This window comes from Aquimarina celericrescens (assembly GCF_042682765.1).
GTDB lineage: Bacteria > Bacteroidota > Bacteroidia > Flavobacteriales > Flavobacteriaceae > Aquimarina > Aquimarina celericrescens.
In genome coordinates this window covers 56,485-82,335 of record NZ_JBHUHY010000017.1, presented here as the reverse complement: position 1 = coordinate 82,335, position 25,851 = coordinate 56,485, and the positions used below count along the sequence as shown (strand labels likewise).

Annotated in this window: 17 protein-coding genes and 1 other RNA gene; 8 read left to right on the top strand and 10 right to left on the bottom strand. The window is 35.3% G+C overall.

Annotation, left to right across the window (positions count from 1 at the left end; genetic code table 11):
- Positions 1 to 157 precede the first annotated feature (157 nt).
- Entirely contained in the window at positions 158 to 3,604 is a 3,447-nt protein-coding gene (locus tag ACFSJT_RS17000) for a methylmalonyl-CoA mutase family protein (RefSeq protein WP_378321539.1), read from the bottom strand.
- A gap of 296 nt (positions 3,605 to 3,900) precedes the next feature.
- On the opposite strand from ACFSJT_RS17000, the gene purU reads away from it, so the two are divergent.
- A complete protein-coding gene (purU, locus tag ACFSJT_RS16995; protein WP_378321538.1) occupies positions 3,901 to 4,755 on the top strand; it encodes a formyltetrahydrofolate deformylase in 855 nt (284 codons plus the stop codon).
- Here the strand turns inward: purU and ACFSJT_RS16990 are convergent.
- Positions 4,750 to 5,706, bottom strand: coding sequence for an MBL fold metallo-hydrolase (locus ACFSJT_RS16990; RefSeq protein WP_378321537.1), 957 nt, complete (start codon positions 5,704 to 5,706; stop codon positions 4,750 to 4,752). The two genes, purU and ACFSJT_RS16990, sit on opposite strands and share 6 nt — an antisense overlap.
- A 37-nt stretch (positions 5,707 to 5,743) precedes the next feature.
- On the opposite strand from ACFSJT_RS16990, the gene ACFSJT_RS16985 reads away from it, so the two are divergent.
- On the top strand, positions 5,744 to 6,460 hold the full coding sequence (locus tag ACFSJT_RS16985; RefSeq protein WP_378321536.1) for a DUF4197 domain-containing protein: 717 nt from the start codon (positions 5,744 to 5,746) through the stop codon (positions 6,458 to 6,460).
- Between the two features lie 151 nt (positions 6,461 to 6,611).
- Positions 6,612 to 6,791, top strand: a complete 180-nt coding sequence (locus ACFSJT_RS16980) for a Lacal_2735 family protein (RefSeq protein WP_378321535.1) — start codon at positions 6,612 to 6,614, stop codon at positions 6,789 to 6,791.
- Positions 6,792 to 6,802: 11 nt separating this feature from the next.
- Here ACFSJT_RS16980 and ACFSJT_RS16975 read toward each other — a convergent pair whose 3' ends face one another.
- The 4 genes from ACFSJT_RS16975 to ACFSJT_RS16960 all read right to left on the bottom strand — a co-directional run bounded on the left by ACFSJT_RS16975 (position 6,803) and on the right by ACFSJT_RS16960 (position 10,836).
- A complete protein-coding gene (locus tag ACFSJT_RS16975) occupies positions 6,803 to 7,582 on the bottom strand; it encodes an alpha/beta fold hydrolase (protein WP_378321534.1) in 780 nt (259 codons plus the stop codon).
- 88 nt (positions 7,583 to 7,670) lie between these two features.
- The gene (locus ACFSJT_RS16970) at positions 7,671 to 8,459 is read right to left on the bottom strand and encodes an ABC transporter substrate-binding protein (RefSeq protein ID WP_378321533.1); all 789 of its coding nucleotides are present in this window, start codon (positions 8,457 to 8,459) and stop codon (positions 7,671 to 7,673) included.
- A gap of 322 nt (positions 8,460 to 8,781) precedes the next feature.
- Complete coding sequence (gene pyrF, locus ACFSJT_RS16965) at positions 8,782 to 9,603, bottom strand: orotidine-5'-phosphate decarboxylase (protein ID WP_378321532.1); 822 nt, start codon at positions 9,601 to 9,603, stop codon at positions 8,782 to 8,784.
- Between the two features lie 27 nt (positions 9,604 to 9,630).
- Entirely contained in the window at positions 9,631 to 10,836 is a 1,206-nt protein-coding gene (locus ACFSJT_RS16960; RefSeq protein WP_378321695.1) for an NAD(P)-dependent oxidoreductase, read from the bottom strand.
- A 112-nt stretch (positions 10,837 to 10,948) separates the two neighbouring features.
- On the opposite strand from ACFSJT_RS16960, the gene ssrA reads away from it, so the two are divergent.
- Positions 10,949 to 11,346: a transfer-messenger RNA gene (gene ssrA / locus ACFSJT_RS16955) on the top strand.
- Between the two features lie 182 nt (positions 11,347 to 11,528).
- Here ssrA and ACFSJT_RS16950 read toward each other — a convergent pair.
- The 4 genes from ACFSJT_RS16950 to ACFSJT_RS16935 are packed head-to-tail and all read right to left on the bottom strand — an operon-like array spanning position 11,529 to position 17,268.
- Positions 11,529 to 13,412 (bottom strand): glycoside hydrolase family 9 protein, encoded by a 1,884-nt coding sequence (locus ACFSJT_RS16950; RefSeq protein ID WP_378321531.1) that lies wholly within the window; start codon positions 13,410 to 13,412, stop codon positions 11,529 to 11,531.
- 13 nt (positions 13,413 to 13,425) lie between these two features.
- The gene (gene bglX, locus ACFSJT_RS16945; protein ID WP_378321530.1) at positions 13,426 to 15,696 is read right to left on the bottom strand and encodes a beta-glucosidase BglX; all 2,271 of its coding nucleotides are present in this window, start codon (positions 15,694 to 15,696) and stop codon (positions 13,426 to 13,428) included.
- Positions 15,697 to 15,699: 3 nt separating this feature from the next.
- Positions 15,700 to 16,509, bottom strand: a complete 810-nt coding sequence (locus ACFSJT_RS16940; RefSeq protein ID WP_378321529.1) for a sugar phosphate isomerase/epimerase family protein — start codon at positions 16,507 to 16,509, stop codon at positions 15,700 to 15,702.
- 3 nt (positions 16,510 to 16,512) lie between these two features.
- Entirely contained in the window at positions 16,513 to 17,268 is a 756-nt protein-coding gene (locus ACFSJT_RS16935; protein ID WP_378321528.1) for a phytanoyl-CoA dioxygenase family protein, read from the bottom strand.
- A 272-nt stretch (positions 17,269 to 17,540) separates the two neighbouring features.
- Here ACFSJT_RS16935 and ACFSJT_RS16930 point away from each other — a divergent pair, with 272 nt between their 5' ends.
- From ACFSJT_RS16930 to ACFSJT_RS16915, 4 genes are read left to right on the top strand one after another with little or no spacing between them, the layout of a single operon-like run.
- Positions 17,541 to 18,410: an alpha/beta hydrolase gene (locus ACFSJT_RS16930; RefSeq protein WP_378321527.1), complete on the top strand. Its 870-nt coding sequence runs from the start codon at positions 17,541 to 17,543 to the stop codon at positions 18,408 to 18,410.
- A 3-nt stretch (positions 18,411 to 18,413) separates the two neighbouring features.
- A complete protein-coding gene (locus ACFSJT_RS16925) occupies positions 18,414 to 20,855 on the top strand; it encodes a glycoside hydrolase family 2 TIM barrel-domain containing protein (RefSeq protein ID WP_378321526.1) in 2,442 nt (813 codons plus the stop codon).
- 12 nt (positions 20,856 to 20,867) lie between these two features.
- Positions 20,868 to 23,579, top strand: a complete 2,712-nt coding sequence (locus ACFSJT_RS16920; RefSeq protein WP_378321525.1) for a glycoside hydrolase family 2 TIM barrel-domain containing protein — start codon at positions 20,868 to 20,870, stop codon at positions 23,577 to 23,579.
- Positions 23,576 to 25,849 (top strand): glycoside hydrolase family 2 protein, encoded by a 2,274-nt coding sequence (locus ACFSJT_RS16915; RefSeq protein ID WP_378321524.1) that lies wholly within the window; start codon positions 23,576 to 23,578, stop codon positions 25,847 to 25,849. Before ACFSJT_RS16920 ends, ACFSJT_RS16915 begins: the two co-directional genes overlap by 4 nt.
- Positions 25,850 to 25,851: the final 2 nt, after the last annotated feature.

Genomic DNA, 25,851 nt, shown 5'->3' with positions numbered 1-25,851 from the left:
AGAATAGTTCTAAAAAATGTCATTCCTGCATAGGCAGGGATCCAAACAGATACTGTGCTCGATATCACCTCATAAGATAAGTAACTTTCTAAAGGTAATTATAAGTTTGGAATAAGCGACCGCTATGCTTTCGCTATAGCGAAAGCATAGCGTCTGTTTACATATTTCTTCGATACTGTCCTCCTACTTCAAACAACGCAGCTGTAATTTGTCCTAATGAACAAACTTTGGTAGCTTCCATTAACACTTCAAAAATATTCTTATTATTAATGGCAGCTTCTTGTACCTTGTTCAAAATTTCTGTGGAGACATCCTTTTTAGCAATATGGAGGTTATTTAGCGTAGTAATTTGATATTGTTTTTCCTCCTCTGTAGCTCGAATAACCTCGCCTGGAGTCACTGTTGGTGACCCTTTAGAACTTAAAAATGTATTTACTCCAATAATCGGGAACTCACCTGTATGCTTAAGGGTTTCGTAATACAAACTTTCTTCTTGTATTTTACTACGTTGATACATCGTTTCCATGGCACCTAAAACTCCGCCCCGTTCTGTTATCCTATCGAATTCGGTCAAAACAGCTTCTTCTACCAAATCTGTAAGCTCTTCAATAATAAAAGAACCTTGTATCGGATTTTCATTTTTGGCAAGCCCTAGTTCCTTATTAATAATTAATTGAATAGCCATTGCCCTACGCACAGACTCTTCGGTTGGGGTGGTAATGGCTTCGTCATAAGCATTGGTATGGAGTGAGTTACAGTTATCATAGATTGCGTATAATGCTTGTAAGGTAGTGCGAATATCATTAAAATCTATCTCCTGAGCGTGTAATGAGCGTCCAGAGGTTTGGATATGGTACTTTAGCATCTGTGCTCTTGGATTGGCCTTATATTTATGTTTGAGAGCTTTTGCCCATACTTTACGAGCTACACGACCAATCACCGCATATTCGGGATCGATACCGTTTGAAAAAAAGAACGATAAATTAGGACCAAACTTGTTGATATCCATACCACGACTTAAATAATACTCTACATAGGTAAATCCATTAGCCAACGTTAACGCAAGCTGTGTTATCGGATTTGCTCCTGCCTCTGCAATATGGTATCCCGAAATCGATACCGAATAGAAATTACGTACTTGTTTATCGATAAAATACTCTTGTACATCCCCCATTAACCGCAAAGCAAACTCTGTAGAGAAAATACAGGTGTTTTGTGCCTGATCTTCCTTAAGAATATCGGCTTGTACAGTACCCCGAACCGTATTCAAAGTCTCAGTCTTTATTTTTTCATAGACCTCTGCCGGCAACACTTGATCACCAGTAACACCCAGTAGCATTAATCCTAGTCCATCGTTACCTTCTGGCAAATCACCGTGATATTGGGGGCGTTCAACTCCTTTATCTTTATAAATTTTCTTGATTTTAGCTTCAACTTCTGCTTCAAGTCCTTTCTCTTTGATATATTTCTCACAATTTTGATCAATCGCAGCATTCATAAAGAACCCAAGTAACATTGGTGCCGGACCATTAATAGTCATACTCACTGAAGTCATAGCATGTGTAAGATCAAAACCAGAATATAGTTTTTTTGCGTCGTCTAAACAGCAAATAGACACCCCTGCATTACCAATTTTACCGTAAATATCAGGTCTATGATCGGGATCATTTCCATACAAAGTCACCGAATCAAAAGCTGTAGAAAGACGTTTTGCCGGCATTCCTAAACTTACATAATGAAAACGACGATTTGTTCTCTCTGGTCCTCCCTCTCCTGCAAACATACGGGTGGGATCTTCTCCTGTTCTTTTAAAAGGGTATAATCCCGAGGTATACGGAAACTCGCCCGGAACATTTTCTTGCAAACACCACTTTAAAACATCGCCCCACGCTTCATATTTTGGCAAAGCTACCTTAGGAATTTGCGTATGTGACAGGGATTTGGTGTGAGTTTCTATTTTGATTTCTTTATCGCGCACTTTGAAAGTATACACAGGATCCTTATATTTTTTAACTTTATCTGACCATCCTATAATAACTTCCCAATTATACGGATCAAGATTTAACTTCACTTTGTCAAATTGATCGAATAAAAGGTTCAAGAAAACTTTTGTTTGATCATCCTGAACTGGATTCAGGATCTTTTCCTGATCTATTCCTGATTTTGTAAGCATTTCGACTCCACTTGTCGAGATAGACGCAACTGATAATATGGTTTGAAATATTCCGTACAGCTTTTGAGCAACCTCAACCTGGGACTCGACTGTCTGGTCATATACCCTATTATTTTCAGCTATTTCCGAAAGGTATCTTGTTCTGCTAGGAGGGATAACGAATATCTTTTCAGACATTTCTTTAGAAATATGAAAGTCAGATTTCAGGTCAGCACCTGTTTTCTCTACAACTTTATCCATGATCGCTCTATAGAGCGTGTTCATCCCCGGATCATTAAATTGTGAAGCTATAGTACCATACACTGGTAATTCATCTTGTGGTGTATCCCATAGATTATGATTACGCATGTATTGTTTTTTTACATCACGTAAAGCATCTAAAGAACCTCTTTTATCAAACTTGTTGATCGCAACCAAATCTGCGAAATCTAACATATCGATCTTCTCTAACTGTGTGGCTGCACCAAATTCTGGGGTCATTACATAAAGAGAAGTGTCACTATGTTCTAAAATTTCGGTATCAGACTGCCCTATTCCAGAAGTCTCAAGAATAATCAAGTCAAATTCTGCCGCTTTGAGTACCTCTATTGCCTCTGCAACATATTTTGATAATGCCAAGTTAGATTGACGCGTCGCCAAAGATCGCATGTATACCCGCGGAGAATTAATCGCATTCATTCGAATTCGATCACCTAGTAATGCTCCTCCTGTTTTACGTTTAGAAGGATCAACAGATATGATTCCGATGGTTTTATTTGGAAAATCAATTAAGAATCTACGCACCAATTCATCAACCAAAGAAGATTTTCCTGCCCCACCTGTTCCCGTTATTCCTAAAACCGGAGTTTTTGATGTTTTATTCTTTTTGTGGATCTCATTTAACGTATCTTTTGCAATCTCTGGAAAGTTCTCTGCAGCAGAAATCACTCTTGCAATAGCACCTATCTCTTTTTCTGCCAAGTGATCTGCTTCGCCATTAAGACCATTACCTATAGGAAAATCTGCTTGTTCGACCAAATCGTTAATCATTCCCTGAAGCCCTAGTTCACGACCATCATCTGGGGAATAGATTCTGGTAATTCCATAATCCATGAGGTCTTTTATCTCTTCAGGAAGAATTACTCCACCACCGCCGCCAAATATTTTGATATGCTCTGCCCCTTTTTCTTTCAACAGATCATACATATATTTGAAATATTCATTATGTCCTCCCTGATACGAAGTCATCGCAATAGCATTAGCATCTTCCTGAATGGCACAATTAACCACTTCTTCTACACTTCGATCATGGCCCAGGTGAATTACTTCAACTCCTGTAGATTGTATAATACGACGCATGATGTTGATTGCCGCATCATGGCCGTCAAAAAGAGATGCCGCAGTTACAATTCTAACTTTATTCTTTGGTGTATATGGTGCAATTTGTTCCATTGACAATAAATAGTGATTTTTATGATGCTAATTTACGAAATACGCATCAAAAAGGATTATTTTTTTAGAATTATATAATTTATTTAACCCTTCTCAGCGTTTCATTAATTATAGTTCAAAGTTAGTACTATTTCTACGGTTTTTTTTGAAAAATCCATACAGAAATGGCAATTAGATTTCAAATACCCTAAAAACATTTAAAATCCTATGACGTTTAGCAAAAATAGTTGTAAAAGTCATTTCTATAATGGTAAGTTTATCCCGTTAGAATAGATAAACCTAACTATTAAACCAACGTGAAAAAAACTACTATATTAATCAATTGTCCCGATAAAAAAGGAATTATTGCCACAGTAACTAACTTCATCGTAGCAAAAAAAGGAAATACAACCTATGTAGAGCAGCATGTTGATAATGAACTGGAAGAGTTTTTTATGAGATTAGACTGTGAATTTGACCAGGATGAAGAAAAGCTTACGTTATTTAAGGAATCTTTTGACAAACATGTAGCAAGTAATTATAACATGCATTGGGAAATGTATAACACCGATAAAAAACCAAAAATGGCTCTGTTTGTATCGAAATATGATCATTGTCTTTATGATATTTTAGGAAGATACGCTTCTGGAGAATTGCAAGTAAAAATCCCAATAATTATAAGCAATCATAAGGATCTAGAGCCTATTGCTATTGCCTTTAATGTTCCTTTCAAGCATATTCCCGTCAATAGAGACAACAAAGTTGAAGCCGAAGCCGAGCAGCTAAAAGCTCTTAAGGATCATAAAGTTGATTTTATTGCATTGGCCAGATACATGCAAATACTTTCTTCTGATTTTGTTAATCAATTTCCTAACAAGATCATTAATATTCATCATTCATTTTTACCGGCATTTCCCGGTGCCAAACCTTATCATTCAGCTTATGAAAGGGGAGTGAAAATTATTGGAGCCACCAGTCATTATGTGACTTCAGATCTTGATGAAGGCCCAATTATCGAACAAGAAGTGGTACGAGTATCTCATATTCATAATGTACAGGATTTCATTTTGAAAGGACGTGACCTTGAAAAAATTGTTCTATCAAGAGCGATTAAACATCATATAGAACGTAAGGTTTTAGTTTACAATAATAAAACTGTTATTTTTTCATAACTGCAAAATATCACCAAAATTTGCAAAACGATAGCCTTGTTTTTCCAGAAGCAAGCGTTCTTCATTTTTCTTATCTAATGCCGGATTTGAATGATTCAAGTGAATAAAAATAATTTTGGATTTAATCTCTTTGGATTCATTTTTAAATAAATCAACTGTTTCCTCAATAAATGGATGTGGTACTTCTGACATTGGTCTTGGAATCTCGCCATTCTTAAAAAAAGTGGCATCAATAAGGGCATAATCCACTTGTTTTACCTCTTCGATTATGCTTTTTTCCCAAAGAGACCATTTATTGATATCAGGTATAAATAATGTTGATTTGTTTTTACCTATTATTTTGTAACCCACTGTTTCTGAATACTCATCTCTATGAGGTACTAAAAAAGGAATAACTTCTATGTTCTTGGTAATTCTTATTATAGAATCTGCCTGCAAAGGATTTATGTTTACATTGTTCAAACTAACCAATTGAGACCATGGACCATTATTCTCTAAAAATATTTTCATTTTTGGCATTGCATATATTTGGATGTTCTTGGCTCCCATGGCCTCTCTTCCCAAATGCATTAAACCTGTATAATGTCCCATATGCGCATGAGTCAAAAAAATACCATTAATGATAGTTTCGTTATGGAGATGTTCGCCATCCAAAATCGCCAATTGCTGCGGCATATCGGGAGTAGCTTCAAATAAAAATTTCTTGTTTTCTTGACGGTCAATGATCCCTAAAGAAACAACCAATTCTTTCTTGGCTTCTCTATTTTTTACAGACACAAACTCTTGCGTATTGTTGATATGCGGAAAACCTCCATCTTGTGCTGTACCCAAAATAGTGATATATTGATCGGATAAAACAGATAGATTTATGCTGGTCTTGTTTAAATCTTTTTCATTTTTACATGAAATAATTAAAAGAGATACTATTAAAAAAATTACATTTGAATTCATTATTGATCATATATAACCTCAAATCTAATAAGAAATCATGAAAAAGATCCTCATTATTTGCACGCTAATCATACTTTCAAGTTGTGCAGAGCTTCAACAGGTTGTTAATAATCTTCCACAAACTACTGGTGGCGGTTTTGGAATAAGTAATACTGATATTGCCAATGGATTACGACAAGCTCTTGATAATGGAATAGACAAACAGGTGACAAAACTCACTCAAAAAGATGGGTTTTACAGAAATCAATTAGTTAAAATTCTTCTTCCTCAAGAATTGCAGAAAGTTGACAAAACGTTAAGAGATGTAGGATTAAGCAAATTAGCAGATGAAGGCTTAAAAATCCTAAATAGAGCGGCTGAAGATGCTGTAAAAGAAGCTACTCCGATATTTGTAAATGCTGTAAAGGAGATCACGTTTACAGATGCTCGCCAAATTCTTTTGGGCAATAATAATGCAGCAACCACATATCTAAAAAACAAAACAAATAATGCATTATATGCAAAATTTAACCCGGTAATCAACCGATCCTTTTCTAAGGTAGGGGCAGATAAAATTTGGTCTAACATCATTAATAAATATAATGCCTTACCCCTAACCAGTAACGTTAATCCCGATCTTACGGATTATGTAACCCAAGAAGCTTTGAAAGGTGTTTACACAATGATTGCGGTCGAAGAAAAACAGATAAGAACCAAACTGAGCTCAAGAACAACCGATTTACTAAGAAGAGTGTTCGCTCTTCAGGATAATTAGTAGTTTACCATATCATTTTATACAAGAAATTACTTAAACAAGAGTTAAACAATTACCCTAATATTTATTACAAATTTATGTAATGTTAACTCATCATTAAGAGACTTGGCTTACTTTATCAAATACCTTTGTAGTAAAACAAAAGGAAAAAATGTTTGCTTGGTTTAAAAACAGAACTGAACTTCAAAGGTTACAGTATGATTACTGTAAAATGATGAAAAGTGCGTATAAACTAGCACTTACAGATAAGGACAAAAGCGATCAAATACACGAAAAAGCCAACAAATTACTTTCACAGATTAAAAAAATAGAAAGTCAATCTATCTTCTAGTCTATCATGTCTTAATATTGACCTATAAATGTTATAGTTTCTTTGTTAAAGACTTCGGGTTGTTCTACATTTACAACATGTCCTGAGTCTTTTATTACATAAAGTTGCGATAATTTATGTGAAGCTGCAACCTTTCTGACGGATGGCAAAAAGAGATAATCTTCTTCTCCCATAACGTATAAAGTCGGAATTTTAATGTCTTTTGCTCTAAAAAAACGCAATAATGGATTTATTTCTGAAGTGAGCCTAAACCAACGCACAAACTCTTTTTGGTATAACTTCTTTGCTTCATTAGCGAATAGTAATCTGGATTGTTTATGATTTTTTTTGGGCATGATAATGAACGCAAAGAATTTGTAAAGTAGCATATATGGGATTACAGATTTAAACACGATCCCTAATTTCATTAAAACTTGAGACCTGAAGTTTAACTTCATAATAGCGCCCCCCATGATCATGCTTTGGACCCGGCCCGGATGTTTCTCAGCCAAATTCCTGATAAGTATAGTTCCCAAGGAAATTCCGACAAAATGTGATTTTTTGATATGCTCTTTATCAATAACTTCTATAATATCCTCAGTAATAGAATCAAAGGTATATTTAGAATTAAAAGCATCCTTAAGCGCAGGTTTAGAGTTACCATGCCCTCGTAAGTCTAATAAAAGTACATTAAAATGTTTTCTGAATTCACGGACTTGTTTAAACCATATCGAAGAACTTCCTCCCGCTCCGTGAACAAAAGTGACCCAATCTTCATTTGTAGGATGATGGTATAAAGAATAATTTAGCAATGATTCGTTTTTATTTTTTCAAAACTACAAACTTATTTTACATTTATCCTATGGTTAACAGTATTTATAGAAATGTTTAAACCTAAAATTACCTGTGTAAAGTTTTAAAATAAGAAAACGCCTCAACCAATCTGGAACCATACCACGAAAAATACTCACCATCTACCAAAACAATTTCTGCATTGTTGTTGATTTTTTCAATTTCCAAAATATGTTTTTCTGAAAAAGGAAACGGTTCTGAAGATAATAAAATAAGATCCAATTTTTTTAACGAACTAATTTCTTCTGGGGAGACTTCTGGGTAACGGGTTTTATGATGAAATACATTCTCAAAATTATTTAATTGAAGCATGTGATTTATAAATGTGTTATTTCCTACGGCGATCCAGGGATCCTTCCATATAAAATATACTACTCTCTTTTTATTTGGAATATTCTCGATAGACTTTATAAATGATGCCTGCTCTAAAGTTATTTTAGAAATAAGTTGACCCGCTTCCTTCTCTTTCTTAAAGATCTCTCCATATTGCCTAATCATCTCTAAAGCATCTGTAATTGAAAAAATATCAGAAACATGAACGGGATATTCTTTTTGCAGGTTCTCAACCATTTCTTTAGTATTTTCTTCTTTATTACAAAGAATAATATCTGGATTCAGACGTCTCACTTTTTCATAATTGATTCTTTTAGTACCCCCTACTATGGTTTTTTCTTTTCTTATAGTATTTGGATGTATACAAAACTTTGTGACCCCAACAATTATTTCATTTAGACCTAGTGCTACCAAGAGTTCGGTTTGCGAAGGAACCAAGGAAATAATACGTTTAGGAACCTTTAAAAGCTCTATTTTTCTTTGCAATTGATCTGTATATATCATGAACTTAGAATCTTAAAAAGGTACCACTAACACAAATATTAAAAAAATTATAAATTGTTGAAAACTAATAATTTAATATAGGAATTCAAAAGAAAATTTCCTATCTTAGTAAGAGTTTAATATAAAATATCGGGGCTATGAATTCAGTATTACTTGACATTATCATTTATGGTATAATGGCATTTTTTGTAGTGTTCATTGTTTATGGACTTTATGGATATGCAAAACAGGTGTTTAACGCAAATAGACGTTAATAACTCTATTCTTTAATTTAATTTTTTAAAAGAACAAGGATACTTAAAAAAGTATCCTTGTTCTTTTTTTATTTTCCTTCTTGCAGAATTTTTTTCATTTCAGTTTGGAGCACTAATGCCTTCTTTGCTGCAGCTTTTGCATAATCTAATTTATCTGAAGCATAAATAATACCTCTTGACGAATTGATTAATAATCCAACCTGATTGTTGAGGCCGTATTTACAAACCTCCTGTAAACTGCCTCCTTGTGCTCCTACCCCTGGAACCAGTAAGAAACTATCAGGAATAATTTCCCTAATGTCGGATAGATATTCTGCTTTTGTAGCCCCTACGACGTACATTAGGTTTTCAGAATTCTTGTAGGTCTTTGAGATTTCCAGGACATGCTTGTACAATTCTTTTCCTTCTGTATCTTTTGTTTGAAAATCAAATGCTCCTTGATTAGAAGTCAATGCCAATAATATCGTATGTTTATTTTCAAAAGCCAGAAAAGGTTCTACCGAGTCTTTTCCCATATACGGAGCTACTGTGATTGAATCGAATGCCAAGTCTTCAAAAAATGCTTTAGCATACATTGTACTGGTATTACCGATATCGCCACGTTTAGCATCAGCAATTGTGAAAACTTCTGGATAATGAGTATTAATGTATTTTATGGTTTTTTCTAAGGATTTCCATCCTTTTACTCCATATGCCTCATAAAATGCAATATTAGGCTTGTATCCCACTGCCAAATGATGTGTAGCATCAATAATTGTTTTATTAAATTCAAAAATAGGATCCTCTTCTTCTAATAAATGTTTTGGAATTTTATTGAGATCTACATCCAAACCTATACATAAAAATGATTCCTTTTTATATATCTGTTCAACAAGCTCTTGTGTGGTCATCTTTTTTTTATCTTTTTATTAACCAAATTATTCTTTGCCATCTACATAATCCTGAAGGTAGTCAAATCTTTCTGTTAACTTACCCCCTTGTGTTATTCTTGCTTTTTCAAGAACTTCATCTTCATCTCCGTTAAAAAAAGCTGGAATTACGTGTTCTAGAAACATCTCCCCAAAACCTTCACTGGCATCCTTTGGCAATTCACAAGGCAGATTGTCTACCGCCATTACCACAATAGCTTTTGGATCCTTATAATCGACCTCTTTCTCAGTTTCGGGATGATATCCATAAATGGGGTCGGCTATTGTAGAAGGTCTAATTGTGCTGGCAACAGGTCCATCAATATCACAAGAAATATCAGCCACTAATTTGATCTTAAAATCTTTGGATTTGGCATCGTTTCTAGTAAAAATAAAAGGCGCACCATCTCCATAAAAGTGTCCGGCAATATAAATGTCGCTTACTCTTGCAAATTGCATAAAATCACTGGCATACTCTTCTGGATTCTTATAAAAATCATTTTTATCCAGTACGCGACCATCTTTACGTTTATTATAATCCAATACATCAATCTGGACGTAAACTGGTTCTTCAAAAGTTTTATGCAGATACTTATCAACAGAAACTTCTTTAATCTTCATGGCATCCAAAATTTCTTTAGCTCCACCACCTACTTTTCCTTTTCCGGTAAGAACAATTTTTATATTGGGTAACGAAATCCGAGATAATTCTAATTCAAGTGCTTTTTGATCGACAAGGGTATGGGCTTTCGGTAGTGTATACTCGCCATGTTTGAGGCCCCAGGCTCTGAATCCATTATAAGCCCCCACAATACCAGCATATTTACCAAACCCAATTAATCTGAATCCCCTTGGTCCTACAATAACTTCATGATCATATAATTCGATATTTTTCTCGAGAATAGCTCGCAATAAATCTCTGTTATACGGCTGCTTTTTGATAGTATGCGAAAAAAAGAAGTATTTTTTATTTGGAACCAACGCCGAGATAGGTACTTCTTTTACTCCAAGTAACACATCACAATCAGAAATGTCATTAGAGATCTCGAATCCGGCTTTTTTATATTCTGAATCCTTAAAAATTCTTATATCCGAGCTTTCTACTACAAAAGAAGCTTCTGGAAATTTTGATTTTGCATTTTTAAGGCCAACTGGAGAGAAAACAACACGACGATCTGGCGGGTTTTTACGTTCTTTAATGATACCGAACTTAATCATATAGAAATGGTATATTTTTTGTAGTTTAAAATTGCGGCTAAAGATATGATAATTATAGTTATCTTTGCCAACCATTTTTGATGTTAAAAGACATCAAACTATGAATTTTGGGGTCGACTGGTTTTGACAGCGAGATTAATAGGATGGTAAGCACGTCGAGCTATGAAATTAATGCTCGTAAATATCTATTTCATCTTTTTAAACGGCGAGAATAACTACGCCCTAGCTGCATAATCTGAATATAGTAGGATAATGCCTCGGTTCACAAGGTGAACAAGCAGGATACCTCTCAAGAGCCTTGGTTTGCGGCGATTGATCATGAGGTATCGTAAAAGTAAACCTAGAAACAATAGGATCTTGATATTGTTTTGAAACTTAATTGAGAATAAGCGATAAGTTGGCGGTTTTTGGTCTTTCTTATCGACGAAAATTAAACAAAAACTAAACGTGTAGAAAGCTATTGTATTACTTGTTTGGACGAGGGTTCGAATCCCTCCGACTCCACTAGAAATTAACCAAACTTCTTTAAAAGCCCATAAATACTATATTTATAGGCTTTTTAATTTGTATTCAACATCAAATGATATCATATATTATTAAATAAAAGCACGAGATTTAGCTCATAATTTTCATAAAAAAGCTATTCCTAAATCAACCTTAAACACCAAGGTTTAAATTCCTTTTATTCACTAATCAAGATAACTAATTAATCCAATCGCGTAAGTATAAGGTATATCCCAAGCCTCCTGTGTGCTCCATTCTACTAAATTTCGTGTTTCAATATAAGGTTGATCATCTGGTGTACCTATGAATCCATTTAATGCCGCTGATGGAATTTTATAATTCATAAAAGAAGCGGGAATTGGATGTTTGAATCCTACTCCCGTAAATAAACATAACCCATAAGGATTGTAACCCATGCTCCAATTCAAAATACGTTCTGCTGCTTGTTGCCATTCTTTCTTTTGTAGAGCTTTTCCCGCCCGTGCCATTAAATATCCTTGTTGTAAAAACACCTGATTTACCCCATGAGGAATCGGTCTATCACTAAAAACATGAATGAATGTTCTCACAAAATGCCTGTCATTCGCCTTTCTAAAAACTTGATTAGAAGGATAAGGTGGATTTACATATACGCCATACGGAGACAAATGATAAGGATTACTGTTAGCATCCTTAAGCAAATACGAATTGATATAGGTAGTTAGAGCATTTCTTGAATCATTAGTCACGCCTTCAAGTCCTTCAATATCTGCTTCAACCAGACGAAGCAAACCCATTGCAGGTTCAGTAGAAAAAGCAATACTCCTATACCCATCAGCATTATTCTTTTCCGTAAAATATCCACTAAGACCACTTTTACTTTTATATTGTCTTGAAAGTAATTCTACTGCAATGTTTTGAATTTGTTCTTTTTTTATAGAAGAGCTTCCCGCGAGATATAACTCGATAGCAGCAAGTAGTTTTTGTGCTACAAAAAGGGTTCTATGATCGTTAGCAGTAGCTTCTGCGTATTTCCAGGCACGATTAGCCAATACTAGCGCATTATTCTTTTGAGGCGCCTTAAGAATAGTAGAAGCTAACGCTTGATGACGTACATACTGATATTGTACTAGTGGATTATAGTTCGTTCGTACTTGTCGTTCGATACCATTCATAGGGATATTGTCAAAATCTGTATCTCCTGCCGCAGTAACACCAGGATGATTTTCATTCCACCAACTAGAGTCATAATCACCTGCTCTATTTATTCCTCCGCCCACATCTTCATACACTTGTCCATGATCATTAATCATATGATGATAATATTGATTACCCCAGTTCATCTCTTCAATAGCCTTTTGCTTAAAAGCAGGATGCCCAAAGCTTGCTATCTGACCCAACGCATCCAAATTGGGTAGTGTAAGAAACAACCATTTTCGCCAGTCTCCGGCATTGTTCCACCCTCCTGCTACGGGTAAGTAATATGTTGAGTCGATATCTAACCGTGCATCATCTGCATTTTCTTCGGGCCGTATTCCTGGAATTTCAACTCCTGACCTTTGTGTATACAAATATTCTAGGTATCCCCTTTGAAGTCGTTCATATATTTTATCATCGATTTGAAATGGAGTGGTGAAACCATATTCGTTCTCTATTTGATAATTTCCGGATTGTTTAAACTCTGAAAAATCCCCCTTCCAGAAGGTCCCCCATTTGGTTTCTGTCTTAACAAGCTTCCCTGTGTACAGTGCATCCTTTTGACCTGATTTTTTTACTTCATCGGTGTACGGCTCTAGAAACGTATTAATGGGATATCTGAAAACGTTACCAGGAATTTTCCACTGATTCGGAACTTTCTTTTGCTTTCTAGGTAAACGATAGCCAACATAAGTAACATAAAAAGGAATCTCATCAGGAACATTTTTAATCTTATCTCCAGCGTAAAAAACAATTTCTTTTGGTGAATTTTCTCTAAAACCTAATTGTGATGTTGCTAAAAAAGGTTTAGAATAGTCATATTTTGGTTGACAATACCCTACATATTGCGAAAAGAAAAAAATATTCACAAGGACAAAAACTCTTATAGTCATACTACTTTTAAATTTATTGAAGTTCAAAAAAGGTTTCTTTACATTCATCAGAGCTGGTTCCGATAAAAATTTGAAACATTCCAGGATCTACTTCATATTTCATTTCACTATTCCAATACCTCAAATGTTCTTTGGTGATCTTAAAATCAATTGATTTGGTTTCTCCTGGTTGTAATGTTATTTGTTTAAAGTCTTTTAGTTCTTTTATTGGTCTTGTTACACTTGCTACAGGATCGCCAATATACAACTGTACAGTTTCAACTCCATCTTGTGGTCCCGTATTCTTAACAGTTAGAGACGCTGTTAAGGTATCCTCGATGGACATACTTTCTGCACTTAATTGTATATCACTATATTCGAAGGTTGTATAGCTTAATCCGTAACCAAAAGGGTATGCCGGTTCGTTGGGAGAATCGAGATATCGGGTCCAGTTTTTGCCTGTTTTATAAGGTCGACCGGTCTTTTTTTGTAAATAAGATATAGGAACTTGTCCTGTATTTCGAGGAAATGTTATAGGAAGCTTTCCGGAAGGATTATATTTCCCTAGTAATATATCTGCTAAGGCATTACCACCTTCGGTACCAGGCATCCACGCTTCCAGAATTGCAGGGATGTTTTCATTAATCCATGGAAAAACCATAGGTCTACCATTAAATAAAACACAAACAATCGGTTTCCCAGTTTCGGACAATTTTTGAATTAAATTGATCTGATTTTTTGGCATATTTAAATTTGACAATGAAGTGTTCTCTCCGGAATTACGCCAACCTTCAGTTAACGTACAAATGACTATATCGGCTTTAATTGCTGCTTGTACAGCCTTTTGAAACAATATTGAGTTTTCTGTGAGGTCGGCATTCATTCCCGGTTCATAGATAACTTTTGTTGTGGTTCCTTCAAGGGCATTTTTTAAGCCATCCACAACACCGACAACATTTTCCTGTTTACCCCACGCTGACCAGGTGGCCATAAAATTGAGCTTATCAGCATCTACAGGTCCGATAACGGCAATGGTCTTATTTTTTTTGAGCCGTAAAGGCAGCAATTGATCTTCATTTTTTAATAGCACCATACTCCTTTTTGCAATTTCACGAGAATGCGCTATGAATTCTGGCTGTAACCAAACCTTTTCTGGATCCTCTATTTTAAAATATTTGTAAGGGTCTTCAAATAAACCCATCTCAAATTTCATTTTCAAAATTCTACTTGCAGCCTCATCTATAACACTTTCTTTCAATTTTCCTTCTTTAACTAAATTTTCTAAATTTTCTATATAGATCAAGCCCATCATATCAACTTCAGTACCGGCAGTAACAGCTTTTAAGGCTCCTTCTTTTTCAGTGGCAACAGTTCCCCAGTTAACAATTTCTTCTAACGAATTAAAATCTGAAATCACCGTTCCTTCAAAGCCTAATTGTTCCCGAAGAATATCCTTTAATAAATATGGGCTCATATTACCCGGTATTCCATCAAAATCAGTAAAAGCACTCATTACACTAGCTACATCAGCATCTATTGCAGCTTTAAACGGAGGCAATATATACTCGTGTAAGAAACGTTTTGAAATTGTGGTTTGATTATAATCCCTGCCAGCCATGACTTGCCCGTATCCTGCAAAGTGTTTGGCACAAGCAAGCATTGTTTCCGGACTTGAAATATCTCCTTGAAATCCTTTTATTCTGGCCTCTGCAATTCGGGATCCTAAAAAAGGATCTTCTCCTGCCCCCTCCATGACTCTTCCCCATCGGGCATCAAAAGAAATATCTACCATAGGTGCCATATTCCAGGTAAATCCAACCGCTGTACCTTCAATAGAAGCAATTTTCGCAGATTTTTCGATCAATTCTAGATTCCAACTTGCCGCTTCTCCTAATGGAATAGGAAAATTAGTTCGAAAACCATGAATTATATTAATATGAAATAATAAAGGGATTCCAGACCTTGATTGTTCAACGGCTATTTTCTGGTATTTAATTTTATCTTCCATTGGATGCACATTCATGAAACTTCCTACACGACCAGCCTTAATTTCTTTTTCAAGGTTATATTGGGCTTCTTTAAAATTTGTGGCTGTGGTTGGTTGGCCCCGCAGCATATTAAGCTGCCCTATTTTTTCTGCTAATGACATTCTTTGAAGTACTGAATCCACTTTAGATTCAATAGATACCTGAAGTTCTTCTGATTCGCTCATCTTACTCACCTCATTACAAGATAATAGTGTTAACGTTACTATTATTATAGAGATGATTTGAGAATTGAAATAAACTTTAGAAATACTATTCATAATTCATTGTAATTTGCGTTTTAAATATGATTTCATTTTCAAATTAATGTTCCAAATGTCAGCAACAGGTTGTTGTGTGTACGGAAGATTTTGTAAATAAGGTTTAGGTCCAAATTCGCAAGTAATCAATAAGGCTCCCTTTTGATTTTTTTTATATGTATTTAAAATCTGTTGCCACCACTGTAAGTGACGTTCTAATGCATAGCGATGTTCTGGTGCAAAAGGATCATTAACCTGCGGGGCTTCTTCAAAACCAACTCTGGCATGTATATGATGAATGTTGGATGCTAAACTCTTAAGGACATTTTCAAAATTTTCTAAAAGAGACTCAGTAACCACACACCAGTGTGAGTAATCTGCCGTAAGCTTCAATTCTTGTATTTGATCTATGTATTGTTTTGTAATCAAGGGTGCAAAAGAAAATCTACCTCTATGTATTTCATGACTTATCTTGATGCTATTTTCCTTCTCAATACGAATAGCTTCTAACAGTAGTTTCTTATTTTGCTCAAAGGAAAAATAATCGTTACCTGTATGACAATTAATATGAACAGGTTGCAATTTTTGTATCTTTCTTAATTTATTACTAAAATCTTTTTGATACTCATCAAAAGTAGTTCCCTCTGCAAACGGATGCTGGGCCAGAAGTTCTAGATCCTGATCTTTAAAAACAGATTGAATATATTGTAAATCCTGATCTTCTCTTATCGCTATTTCTGCTCCATCGTACCCATTCTTCTTAATTTTATATAGCGCCTCTTCTAAAGGTAACTCACCGATAGACCAAACAGGATAATAAAATTTAATATCCATATGTTACAAGTAAATCAATGGACTATTCCCTTTATTTTCTCCCCTGCAATGATATATTTTGTGGGTTTTATTTCCTGGATGCTCTTGGTTTAATATAAGATCTGTACTAAAATACCGCATGGTATAGCCTGTTCTTCTTTTCGAACTTGTATTTGCTCTGGCACCATGAATTATCCGTGAATCGTGCAAGGAATAGGTATTTTTTGCCAGTTCAAACCAAACTACATCATCTTCATTTATATCTGTAGCAATCTCCTCTTCAAAAGTTGCAGTTCCTTTTTCTATATTTTTATATCTCGAGAATCCATTTTTATGCGTCCCAGGTACAACACCCATACATCCATTTTCTAATGTTGATTCATCTATAGCTAACCACAAAGTGACTACCTTGTCAAACTTATTGAACCTACCTTTCCAGTAGGCACTATCTTCATGCCAGGGCGTACGCTTGCCTATTTTAGGCTCTTTACAAATAAAATGACTACTCCACAACCCGATATTTGGACCAATAATGCCTTCTATAATATTCAATACCTCATCTGCCATTAAAAAATCAAAGAGTCTATCATCTTTAAAGTGCGGAGTGTCTAGCGCATCAGCAGCCAGAGAACCTCTGTTTTTCAAATGTTCTTCAAAAATTGTATATAATTGACCAAACTTGGCTTGTGAAAACAAAGGTTTATGAGTTAATAAATACCCTCTATCGCCATAAAACTGTTTTTCAATAATTGATAAGATGGATGTTGCGTTTGTGCTCATGATCATAGTATTTCAACCGTCAAATTAGAAAAAAAACCGTAATGTGACAATAATGAGTATATATATATTTGCATTATTAAATCTTCAGATTTTCAGTAAAATCGGGTGTTTACTAAGACTTTCAAGAATAGCGAAAGCACATTGATGCAATTTTTGACTAGGTAATTGACAAAATAACATAAAAACTAAGACAGCTAATCATTTAGTTTTGAGAAAGATTTTTGCATTTAAAAAATTACCCCTAAATTATTTGATAGAAAACACTTTCTATTATGAACCTCATGAGGATTAATTTTACCATGGTATTGACGATAATTTTCATCGTGACCAGTTACGCTCAAAATAGAGCTGTCATCGATATTTGGCCAGACAAAGTTCCAGGAGAGCCTGACCCTAAACATCCAGCTGAAGTTGATAAAAGTATAAAGGATACTACGACTATACATTTAACCAATGTAACCAATCCTAATATTACTGTTTTTCAACCTAAACCATTTAAAAATAACGGTATAGGAATCATTATTGCTCCGGGTGGAGGATACTACATTCTGGCCATTGACAAAGAAGGATATGAAGTCGCAGAATGGTTAACAAGTCTGGGTTACACAGCTTTTGTTCTTCAATATCGTGTTCCTAAAAAGGAACAAGGGGCTTTGCAAGATATCCAAAGAGCTATCCGAATTGTTAGAAGCAAAGCGTCTGATTTTAATATTAACATTAATACTATAGGTGTGTTAGGTTTTTCTGCAGGTGGTAGCTTAAGTGCAAGGTTAAGTACCTTAAGTAATAAAAATACATATGACACTATAGATATAATTGACAAAATGAACGGTTCCCCAGATTTTTCAATTCTCATATATCCAGCTTATCTAGACCTTGGACCTTCACAAAGTTTAACACCCGATATTAAAATTAACAACAATACCCCTCCGACATTCATCTTTGCCACAGCCGATGATAAGCATGCGAACAGTGCATTGGTAATGACATCGGCATTAAGGAATAAAGATCTCCCTGTAGAATTTCATCTATTACCCAAAGGGGGACACGGTTATGGTTTGAGAAAAGGAAATGTAGCAGCAGAAACTTGGCCCAAACTTTTAGAGATGTGGCTAGAAACTCATATACTTCAAAAAAATTAGCGTTTGAAAAATCACCAACTTCATATCATAGTTATTCTAATCCTAGTATCAATTGTAGGCTGTTCAAAACAGGAACATTTACCATTTGATAATCAAAGAAACATTTCTTTTAATGCCGAATGGAAATTTTTTGAAGGACATGCAGAAAATGCCGAAGATTTTGATTTTGACGATTCAGATTGGGAAACTGTTCATCTCCCGCATGATTATAGTACAGTAGATGTACGCCAACAAGACTCTATACATGTGGGCCCTTTTGTAAAAAGCATCAAGGATGGAAAAGATGTTGGCTATTTAAGAGGCGGTATCGCCTGGTACAGAAAAGAACTTACACTTTCAGATAAAGAGAAAAATAAACGTGTTATTTTACATTTTGACGGAGTCCAATCAGAAACTACCTTGTGGGTCAATGGTACCAAAGTAGGAGAACACCATTATGGGTATACTGCTTTCTATTTTGATCTAACTTCGTATCTAAAAGAAAACGTACCCAATTCGATCGCTATAAAAGTGGTTACTCCAGAGCAAAGTTCACGTTGGTTCACTGGGGCAGGATTATATCGCAATGTTGGTATTTCTTTTGTACACCCAATTCATTTCAAAACCTGGGGAGCTCAGATCGTGACTTCTCATCTCTCAAAGGATGAAGCAACTATAACTATTGACTCCGAAATCAAAAATACTACTAACCAAGAAGCCAATATCGAAGTAGCTATCGAAATCTTTAATGATCAAAAAGAGTTGGCGCAAAGAACCAATGATACATTAATACATATACCTGCTTTAAAAGAAGATAAATTGAGATTGAAAACACAGGTATCCCAACCTCATCTTTGGAATCTTGATGCACCCTTACTGTATACTGCCAAACTAATCCTTAAAAATAAGGGCAAAATAATCGATGAATATCACCAAGAATTTGGTATTAGATCCTTAGATTTTTCTGCAAAAAAGGGTTTTCTGTTAAACGGCAAAGAAACGTTGCTTAAAGGCGCATGTATTCATCATGATAATGGTTTACTGGGTGCTGCTGCTTATCCCGAAGCCGAAGAAAGACGAGTGAGATTGCTAAAAGAAAATGGGTTTAATGCAATTAGAACCGCACACAACCCTCCATCTAAAGCATTTCTAGAGGCATGTGATCGACTAGGAATGTTAGTTATCGATGAAGCTTTTGACATGTGGATCGAACCGAAAAAACTAAATGGGTACAGCCGTCATTTTGAAAAATCCTGGAAAAAAGATCTCGGGCATATGGTGTTACGAGATCGTAATCATCCTAGTGTGATAATGTGGAGTATAGGTAACGAAATCAAAGAGCGGGCAGATTCAACAGGCCTGGCTATTGCCAGAGAAATGATTTCTCATATTAAAGAATTGGATAGCACCAGGCCCATAACACAAGGAGTAAATACATTTTGGGATCATCCAGGTCGCGAATGGCCAGAAACAGCTTCTACTTTTGAACTGCTCGATGTAGCGGGTTATAATTATAAATTTGATCGTTACGAAGAAGATCATAACGATTTCCCTGAACGAATTATGTATGGATCCGAGTCTATGCCTAATCAAGCATATGAAAATTGGCAACTTGTCGAAAAATTACCGTATGTAATTGGTGATTTTGTATGGACAGGGATGGATTATTTGGGCGAGTCTGGAATTGCACACAGCACGTATCAAACGGAAAAAGATGTTGAAGATTCGTTCACCATGCCCTGGCCCTGGTATATTTCCTGGTGTGGTGATATCGATATCATTGGTAATAAAAAGCCACAATCTTATTACCGGGATGTACTTTGGAAACGTAGTGATCTTGAAATTTTAGTTCACGAGCCCATTCCCAAAGGTACTTATGAATTATTGCACTATTGGGCATGGCCCAAGGAATCCAAAAGTTGGAATTGGCAAGGGTATGAAAACCGTATTCTTCAAGTATCAGTGTATTCCAATTGTCCCGAAATACGACTGGAATTAAATGGAAAAGTAATTGATCAAAAGAAAATAACCAACAAAGATAAACTGACAGCTCAATTCTTTGTGCCTTATCAACCAGGTGAATTAAAAGCAGTTTGTATTTCGGAAAACTCAGAGCTAACACAAATTATCAACACATCGGGTGAGGCAGAAACTCTCAAATTAATACAGGAAAACAAAACTGCCGATGAAAATGATAAGCTTATTTATCTGCAAGTTAGTGCTATAGACAAGAACAACAATTTAGTCCCTAATAGCGCAGCCAAGGTTATGGTTTCACTAGAAGGAGGCCTGGAAATGCTTGCTGCAGGAAACGCATCTCCTCTTATCGAAGGTAGTCTAAAAGATCAATCCTTCAACTTGTATGAAGGTAAGGGTTTAATCATATTAAGAAAAACAAGTGATTCAGAAAACACTACGGTAACCGTTACCTCTGATCAATTGAAAGCGGCTCAAATTAAAATTTAATCCTTGTAGTCTGTGTATAAAAAAAATACATATCGTTTTAATATCATAGACTTACGTCAAAGTAGATTTGTTCTGGTTTTAATGCTGTTTTATAGTTTTTCTGCAATAGTAAGAAGCCAGGAATTCCCTATAAGAATGTCAATTAACAAAGACTGGAAGTTTATCAAAAAAGATATTTCAAACGCCGTAGAAGTTGATCATGATGATTCGCAATGGCAACCTATAAATATTCCACATACATATAATGCTACAGACATCCTAGATGATGAGGAAGGGTATTATAGAGGACCTGCATGGTATCGCAAAAAGCTTTTTATCCCGGCGGCATACAAGCACAAAAAAGTTTCATTGTATTTTGAAGGAGTGTCTGCCAGATGTAACATCTATGTTAATAATCGATACGTAGGTCAACATCTTGGAGGGTACACTGCCTTTGTTTTTGATATTGAAGGGGTATTGGAATTTGGTAAAGACAATATCATTGCTATAAAAGTAGATAATTCTAAAAATCTATCCATTACAATGCCTCCGGTAGGTGGAGATTTTTCAATCTTTGGTGGAATTTATCGCGACGTTCATCTTTTAGTGAAAAATAAAATCTTTTTCAATCATAATTACTATGCCTCGTCTGCAGTATTTTGGAATACGCCTACTCAAAAGAAAAAAGAAGGTGGTTTTTCGATCAAAGGTCAAGTAATGAATCACAGCCCTTATGATAAGAAAATATTTATTCGCCATCGTTTATTTAGCGCGAATCATCAATTACTCAAAACTTTAGAAAAGTCATATGATACTCAAACAGGAATTGCGGTACACTTTCACTTTAATGATCAATTAAAAGCCAATTTATGGTCTCCCTTCTCACCTACGCTGTATGTATTAGTTTCAGAAATTTTAACAGAAGATAAAACGCAAGTTTTAGACAAAATAGAACAAAAGGTTGGTTTTAGATATATTTCGGTAAATCAAACAGAAGGTTTTATTCTTAACAATACCCCGTTGAAACTTCGTGGTGCCGCAACGCATCAGGATTACCATAATCTGGGGTATGCTGTTCCGGATTCGCTACGGGTTAAAGATGTAGCTTTATTGAAAGAAACGGGAAGCAATTTTATTCGTATTTCTCATTATCCACACGATCGATCTGTTTATAAAGCTTGTGACAGCTTAGGTTTATTATCCTGGTCTGAGATTCCGGGAGTTAATTGGATCCCATATGGAAATCCTTTTCTTCAGTACTCTGAAACCATGTTGAAGGAAATGATGTTCCAGAATTACAATAGCCCTTCTGTAGCGATTTGGGGATATCATAACGAAATCTGGGAGCCTCATCTAGAAGCTGTTGCACATGCTCGATCGATGAATAATATCTTAAAAAAAGAAGATTCAGAACGGCTAACAGCAATGGCATTTCAATCCACTTTTTTCAAAAATTACAAAGGAGATTTAGGCAAAGAGATTTTTAACATTGCAGATATTAATGGCTTTAATATCTACGAAGGCTGGTATCAGGGCAGTATGGAAACTATAGGATCTTTTCTTGACAACTTAAAAAAAGAATACAGCCCACACCGACCTATAATGCTCTCAGAATTTGGTGCAGGGAGCGATCCCAGAATTTTCACAGATGAACCCACTATTTTCGATTTTAGTAGTAGCTATCAAACGCTGTTTTATGAACCTTATTTAAGAGAAGGGGCTAAAAGACCCTGGATGATCGGCTATAGCATATGGATTTTATCAGATTTTCAGAGAGATGGTCGTAAAGACGCCGTACCTAATACGAATAACAAAGGGCTACTAACCACAGACCGCAGAAAGAAAGACGCTTATTATTATATTCAGTCGCGTTGGAGCAAAAAACCAATGATACATATTACCGGACATTTGTTTCCTAAAATTGTGAGTCTGACACCATTAAAATTACAAAAAAACATTACGATTTTCAGTAACCTTCATGAGATATCTTTATATCAAAATGATGCACTCATCGGCACTAAAGAGGTTAGAGATGGAAAAGCCCTTTTTGGTATTTCTTTCCAAGAAGGAAAGCATTTTTTGAAAGCCATAGGTAGTGATCAAAATCCAAGCGCTATAGACTCACTTCATCTTCAAGTTAACCTGCTCGTTGATCAAAAAGGTTTTATTGATATTCCCGAGGAGGGACTTTATCTCAACATTGGTCAGACACGTACCTATTTAAAAGATAAAGAAGATCATGTTTGGGTTCCAATTTCAGAAAAAGACACCATTGTAAAGATCATAGGAGGACAACCTTTTATCAAAACATACGAAAAAGAACATGCCTTTGAAAATGTGCGATTGGGTATTTCGGAAAATATAAAGAAGACAGATCTAGACCCTATATTTCAAACCTTTATTGAAAATATAAAACAATTGAACATCCCAATTAAAAAAGGAAAATACAGTGTTCAATTGCTATTTACTGAACCCTTTGTTCTTGATCAAAAAAAACTGTCTGATGCAGAAAAGGCCTGGGGAATACAAAATAGTGACCAAGAAACTGCTAACAGAAAATTCAATATAAGTATAAATGGAGATAATATAATTTCCAATCTAAATCTTGTTAAAAGATTTGGAATACAAACCGCAGGAACTTTATCATTTCAAACTCAAATACAAAATAACGAAGGTTTAAGAATTACTTTGGAAACCGTTGAAGGAAACACAATTTTGAGTGGAATTATTATACAAAAGATATGAAGACGATCACAGAAAACATGACGAGAATCGATCAATTTGAAAAGAAAACATTAAAAAACAACAAACAATTAACCCTTGACTGGAAAGTAGGCTTTGCAAAACAAAAAGAAGACTCTCCTAAAGAATATTATAATGCAATAGTACCTGGAGCTGTACAATTAGACTACGCTAGAGCACATAATTGGCCCAATCTTTTTATGGATGATAATTTCAAGGCCTATGGTTGGATGGAAGATGTTTTTTGGATATATAAAACCAATTTTGAGATAGGAGAATTATCTGAAGACAGTGACCTTTATTTTTATGCCGGTGGTATAGATTATCAATTCGATATCATGGTAAATGGTCGAATTATTTATGAACAAGAAGGAATGTTTACTCCTATTCATATTGCGCTTACTGATCATTTACTTAAAGAAAATGAATTGATTGTAAGAATACACCCCGCTCCCAAAGTAAAAGGAGTGGCGGTAGGACGAGATGAAGCATCTCAATCTGCTAAACCGGCGGTAAGTTATGGGTGGGATTGGCATCCAAGACTTATTCCTTTAGGGATATGGGATAAATGTTATTTAGAACTGAAAAACGATTCATTTATCAAAGATGTATATGTAGATTATACACTAAATGATGACCTCTCAAAAGTTGATTTACAGATCATTCCTGAGATAGTAAATAAAAATTTCAACTACACCTATGTTTGGAGGTTATTAAATAAGGATGGAGTATCGGTTATTGAAAGAGAGACAGATAAAAAAGAAATCATGAGTTTCTCTTTTGACCAACCCCTATTATGGTGGCCTCATGACCATGGAGATCCTTATCTATATACTTCTGTTTTTCAATTAAAAAATCAAAATGGTAAAGTAATAGATGAAAAACAACAACAAGTTGGTTTTAGAAAAGTAAAACTGGTTATGAATCCGGGAACCTGGGAATTGGAAAGAAGACCCATGTCCAGAAGCTATCCTCCCATTACCATTAAAATCAATAACAAAGAAATCTTTAGTAAAGGAACGAATTGGGTTAATCCAGAAATTTTTCCAGGTACCATTACCAAAAAAAGATATGAAGATTTATTGAATAGAGTACTGGAAGGTAATTTTAATATGCTTCGCGCATGGGGTGGATCTATCGTATGTAAAGAAGCTTTCTATGAATTTTGTAATAAAAAAGGCATCTTGGTTTGGACTGAGTTTCCGTTATCTTGTAATAATTACGTTGGCACCAAAACTTACCTCAATGTTCTTGAACAGGAAGCAAAGTCTATCATTAAAAGGATCAGAAAACATCCATCTCACGTACTATGGAGCGGTGGCAATGAATTATTTAATGATTGGTCTAGAATGACTGATCAATCTCTTGCTTTAAGGTTGCTTAACAAGCAATGTTACGATCTGGACCCAAAAAATCCTTTTATACCCACGGCTCCCGTTGCTGGGATGGCACATGGTAATTATGTCTTTAAAGATCCTGATACGAAGGAAGAAGTATACCAATGGATCGCTAATACAAAAGCAACGGCCTATACTGAGTTTGGAATGCCGGGTCCCTCTGATGTTTCAATTTTAAAACAAATAATTCCCGAGAAAGATCTGTTTCCACCAAAAAAAGGAACAAGCTGGGAAACTCATCATGCTTTTGGAGCCTGGATTGGAGATACCTGGTTACAACTAGACCTTTTAAATGAGTACTTTGGTGAAGCTAAGCATTTAGAAGAACTAGTCGCTAATGGTCAATGGTTACAATGCGAAGGTTACAAGGCAATTTATGAAGAAGCCAGAAGACAAAAACCCTATTGCTCGATGGCTCTTAACTGGTGTTTTAATGAACCCTGGCCCACGGCAGCAAATAACAGTATAATAAACTATCCAAACATTCCCAAGCCCTCCTTTTATTCGGTTGCCGATTCTTGCAGGCCGGTTTTAGCAAGTGCTCGTATATCTAAATTTTGCTGGGAAGAAGATGAAATCTTCGAAGCTGAATTATGGATATTAAATGATCGATACAAAAAAATTGATTCGGGAACAGTACAAGCGAAATTACTCATTGACAGTAACGAATATGAATTGACTTCCTGGAAATTTCAATCAATAGAAGAGAACCAAAATCTACTCGGACCTACCGTTCGTTTTAGGCTCCCTAAAACTTCAAATAATCATTTTAAACTGGTCCTGGAAGTTTCTGAGCGGTCAGAGTGGAACTCTAGTTATAAATTAAAATACGTACATAAAAAAGTTATAGAGAAAGACCGAAGTATATTGGCTTAAAC

Coding starts and splice junctions, on each gene's coding strand:
- ACFSJT_RS17000 (WP_378321539.1), bottom strand. CDS start 3,604: ATGGAACAAATTGCACCATATACACCAAAGAATAAAGTTAGAATTGTA.
- ACFSJT_RS16990 (WP_378321537.1), bottom strand. CDS start 5,706: ATGAATTCAAATGTAATTTTTTTAATAGTATCTCTTTTAATTATTTCA.
- ACFSJT_RS16985 (WP_378321536.1), top strand. CDS start 5,744: ATGAAAAAGATCCTCATTATTTGCACGCTAATCATACTTTCAAGTTGT.
- ACFSJT_RS16980 (WP_378321535.1), top strand. CDS start 6,612: ATGTTTGCTTGGTTTAAAAACAGAACTGAACTTCAAAGGTTACAGTAT.
- ACFSJT_RS16970 (WP_378321533.1), bottom strand. CDS start 8,459: ATGATATATACAGATCAATTGCAAAGAAAAATAGAGCTTTTAAAGGTT.
- pyrF (WP_378321532.1), bottom strand. CDS start 9,603: ATGACCACACAAGAGCTTGTTGAACAGATATATAAAAAGGAATCATTT.
- ACFSJT_RS16950 (WP_378321531.1), bottom strand. CDS start 13,412: ATGACTATAAGAGTTTTTGTCCTTGTGAATATTTTTTTCTTTTCGCAA.
- bglX (WP_378321530.1), bottom strand. CDS start 15,696: ATGAATAGTATTTCTAAAGTTTATTTCAATTCTCAAATCATCTCTATA.
- ACFSJT_RS16940 (WP_378321529.1), bottom strand. CDS start 16,509: ATGGATATTAAATTTTATTATCCTGTTTGGTCTATCGGTGAGTTACCT.
- ACFSJT_RS16935 (WP_378321528.1), bottom strand. CDS start 17,268: ATGAGCACAAACGCAACATCCATCTTATCAATTATTGAAAAACAGTTT.
- ACFSJT_RS16930 (WP_378321527.1), top strand. CDS start 17,541: ATGAACCTCATGAGGATTAATTTTACCATGGTATTGACGATAATTTTC.
- ACFSJT_RS16915 (WP_378321524.1), top strand. CDS start 23,576: ATGAAGACGATCACAGAAAACATGACGAGAATCGATCAATTTGAAAAG.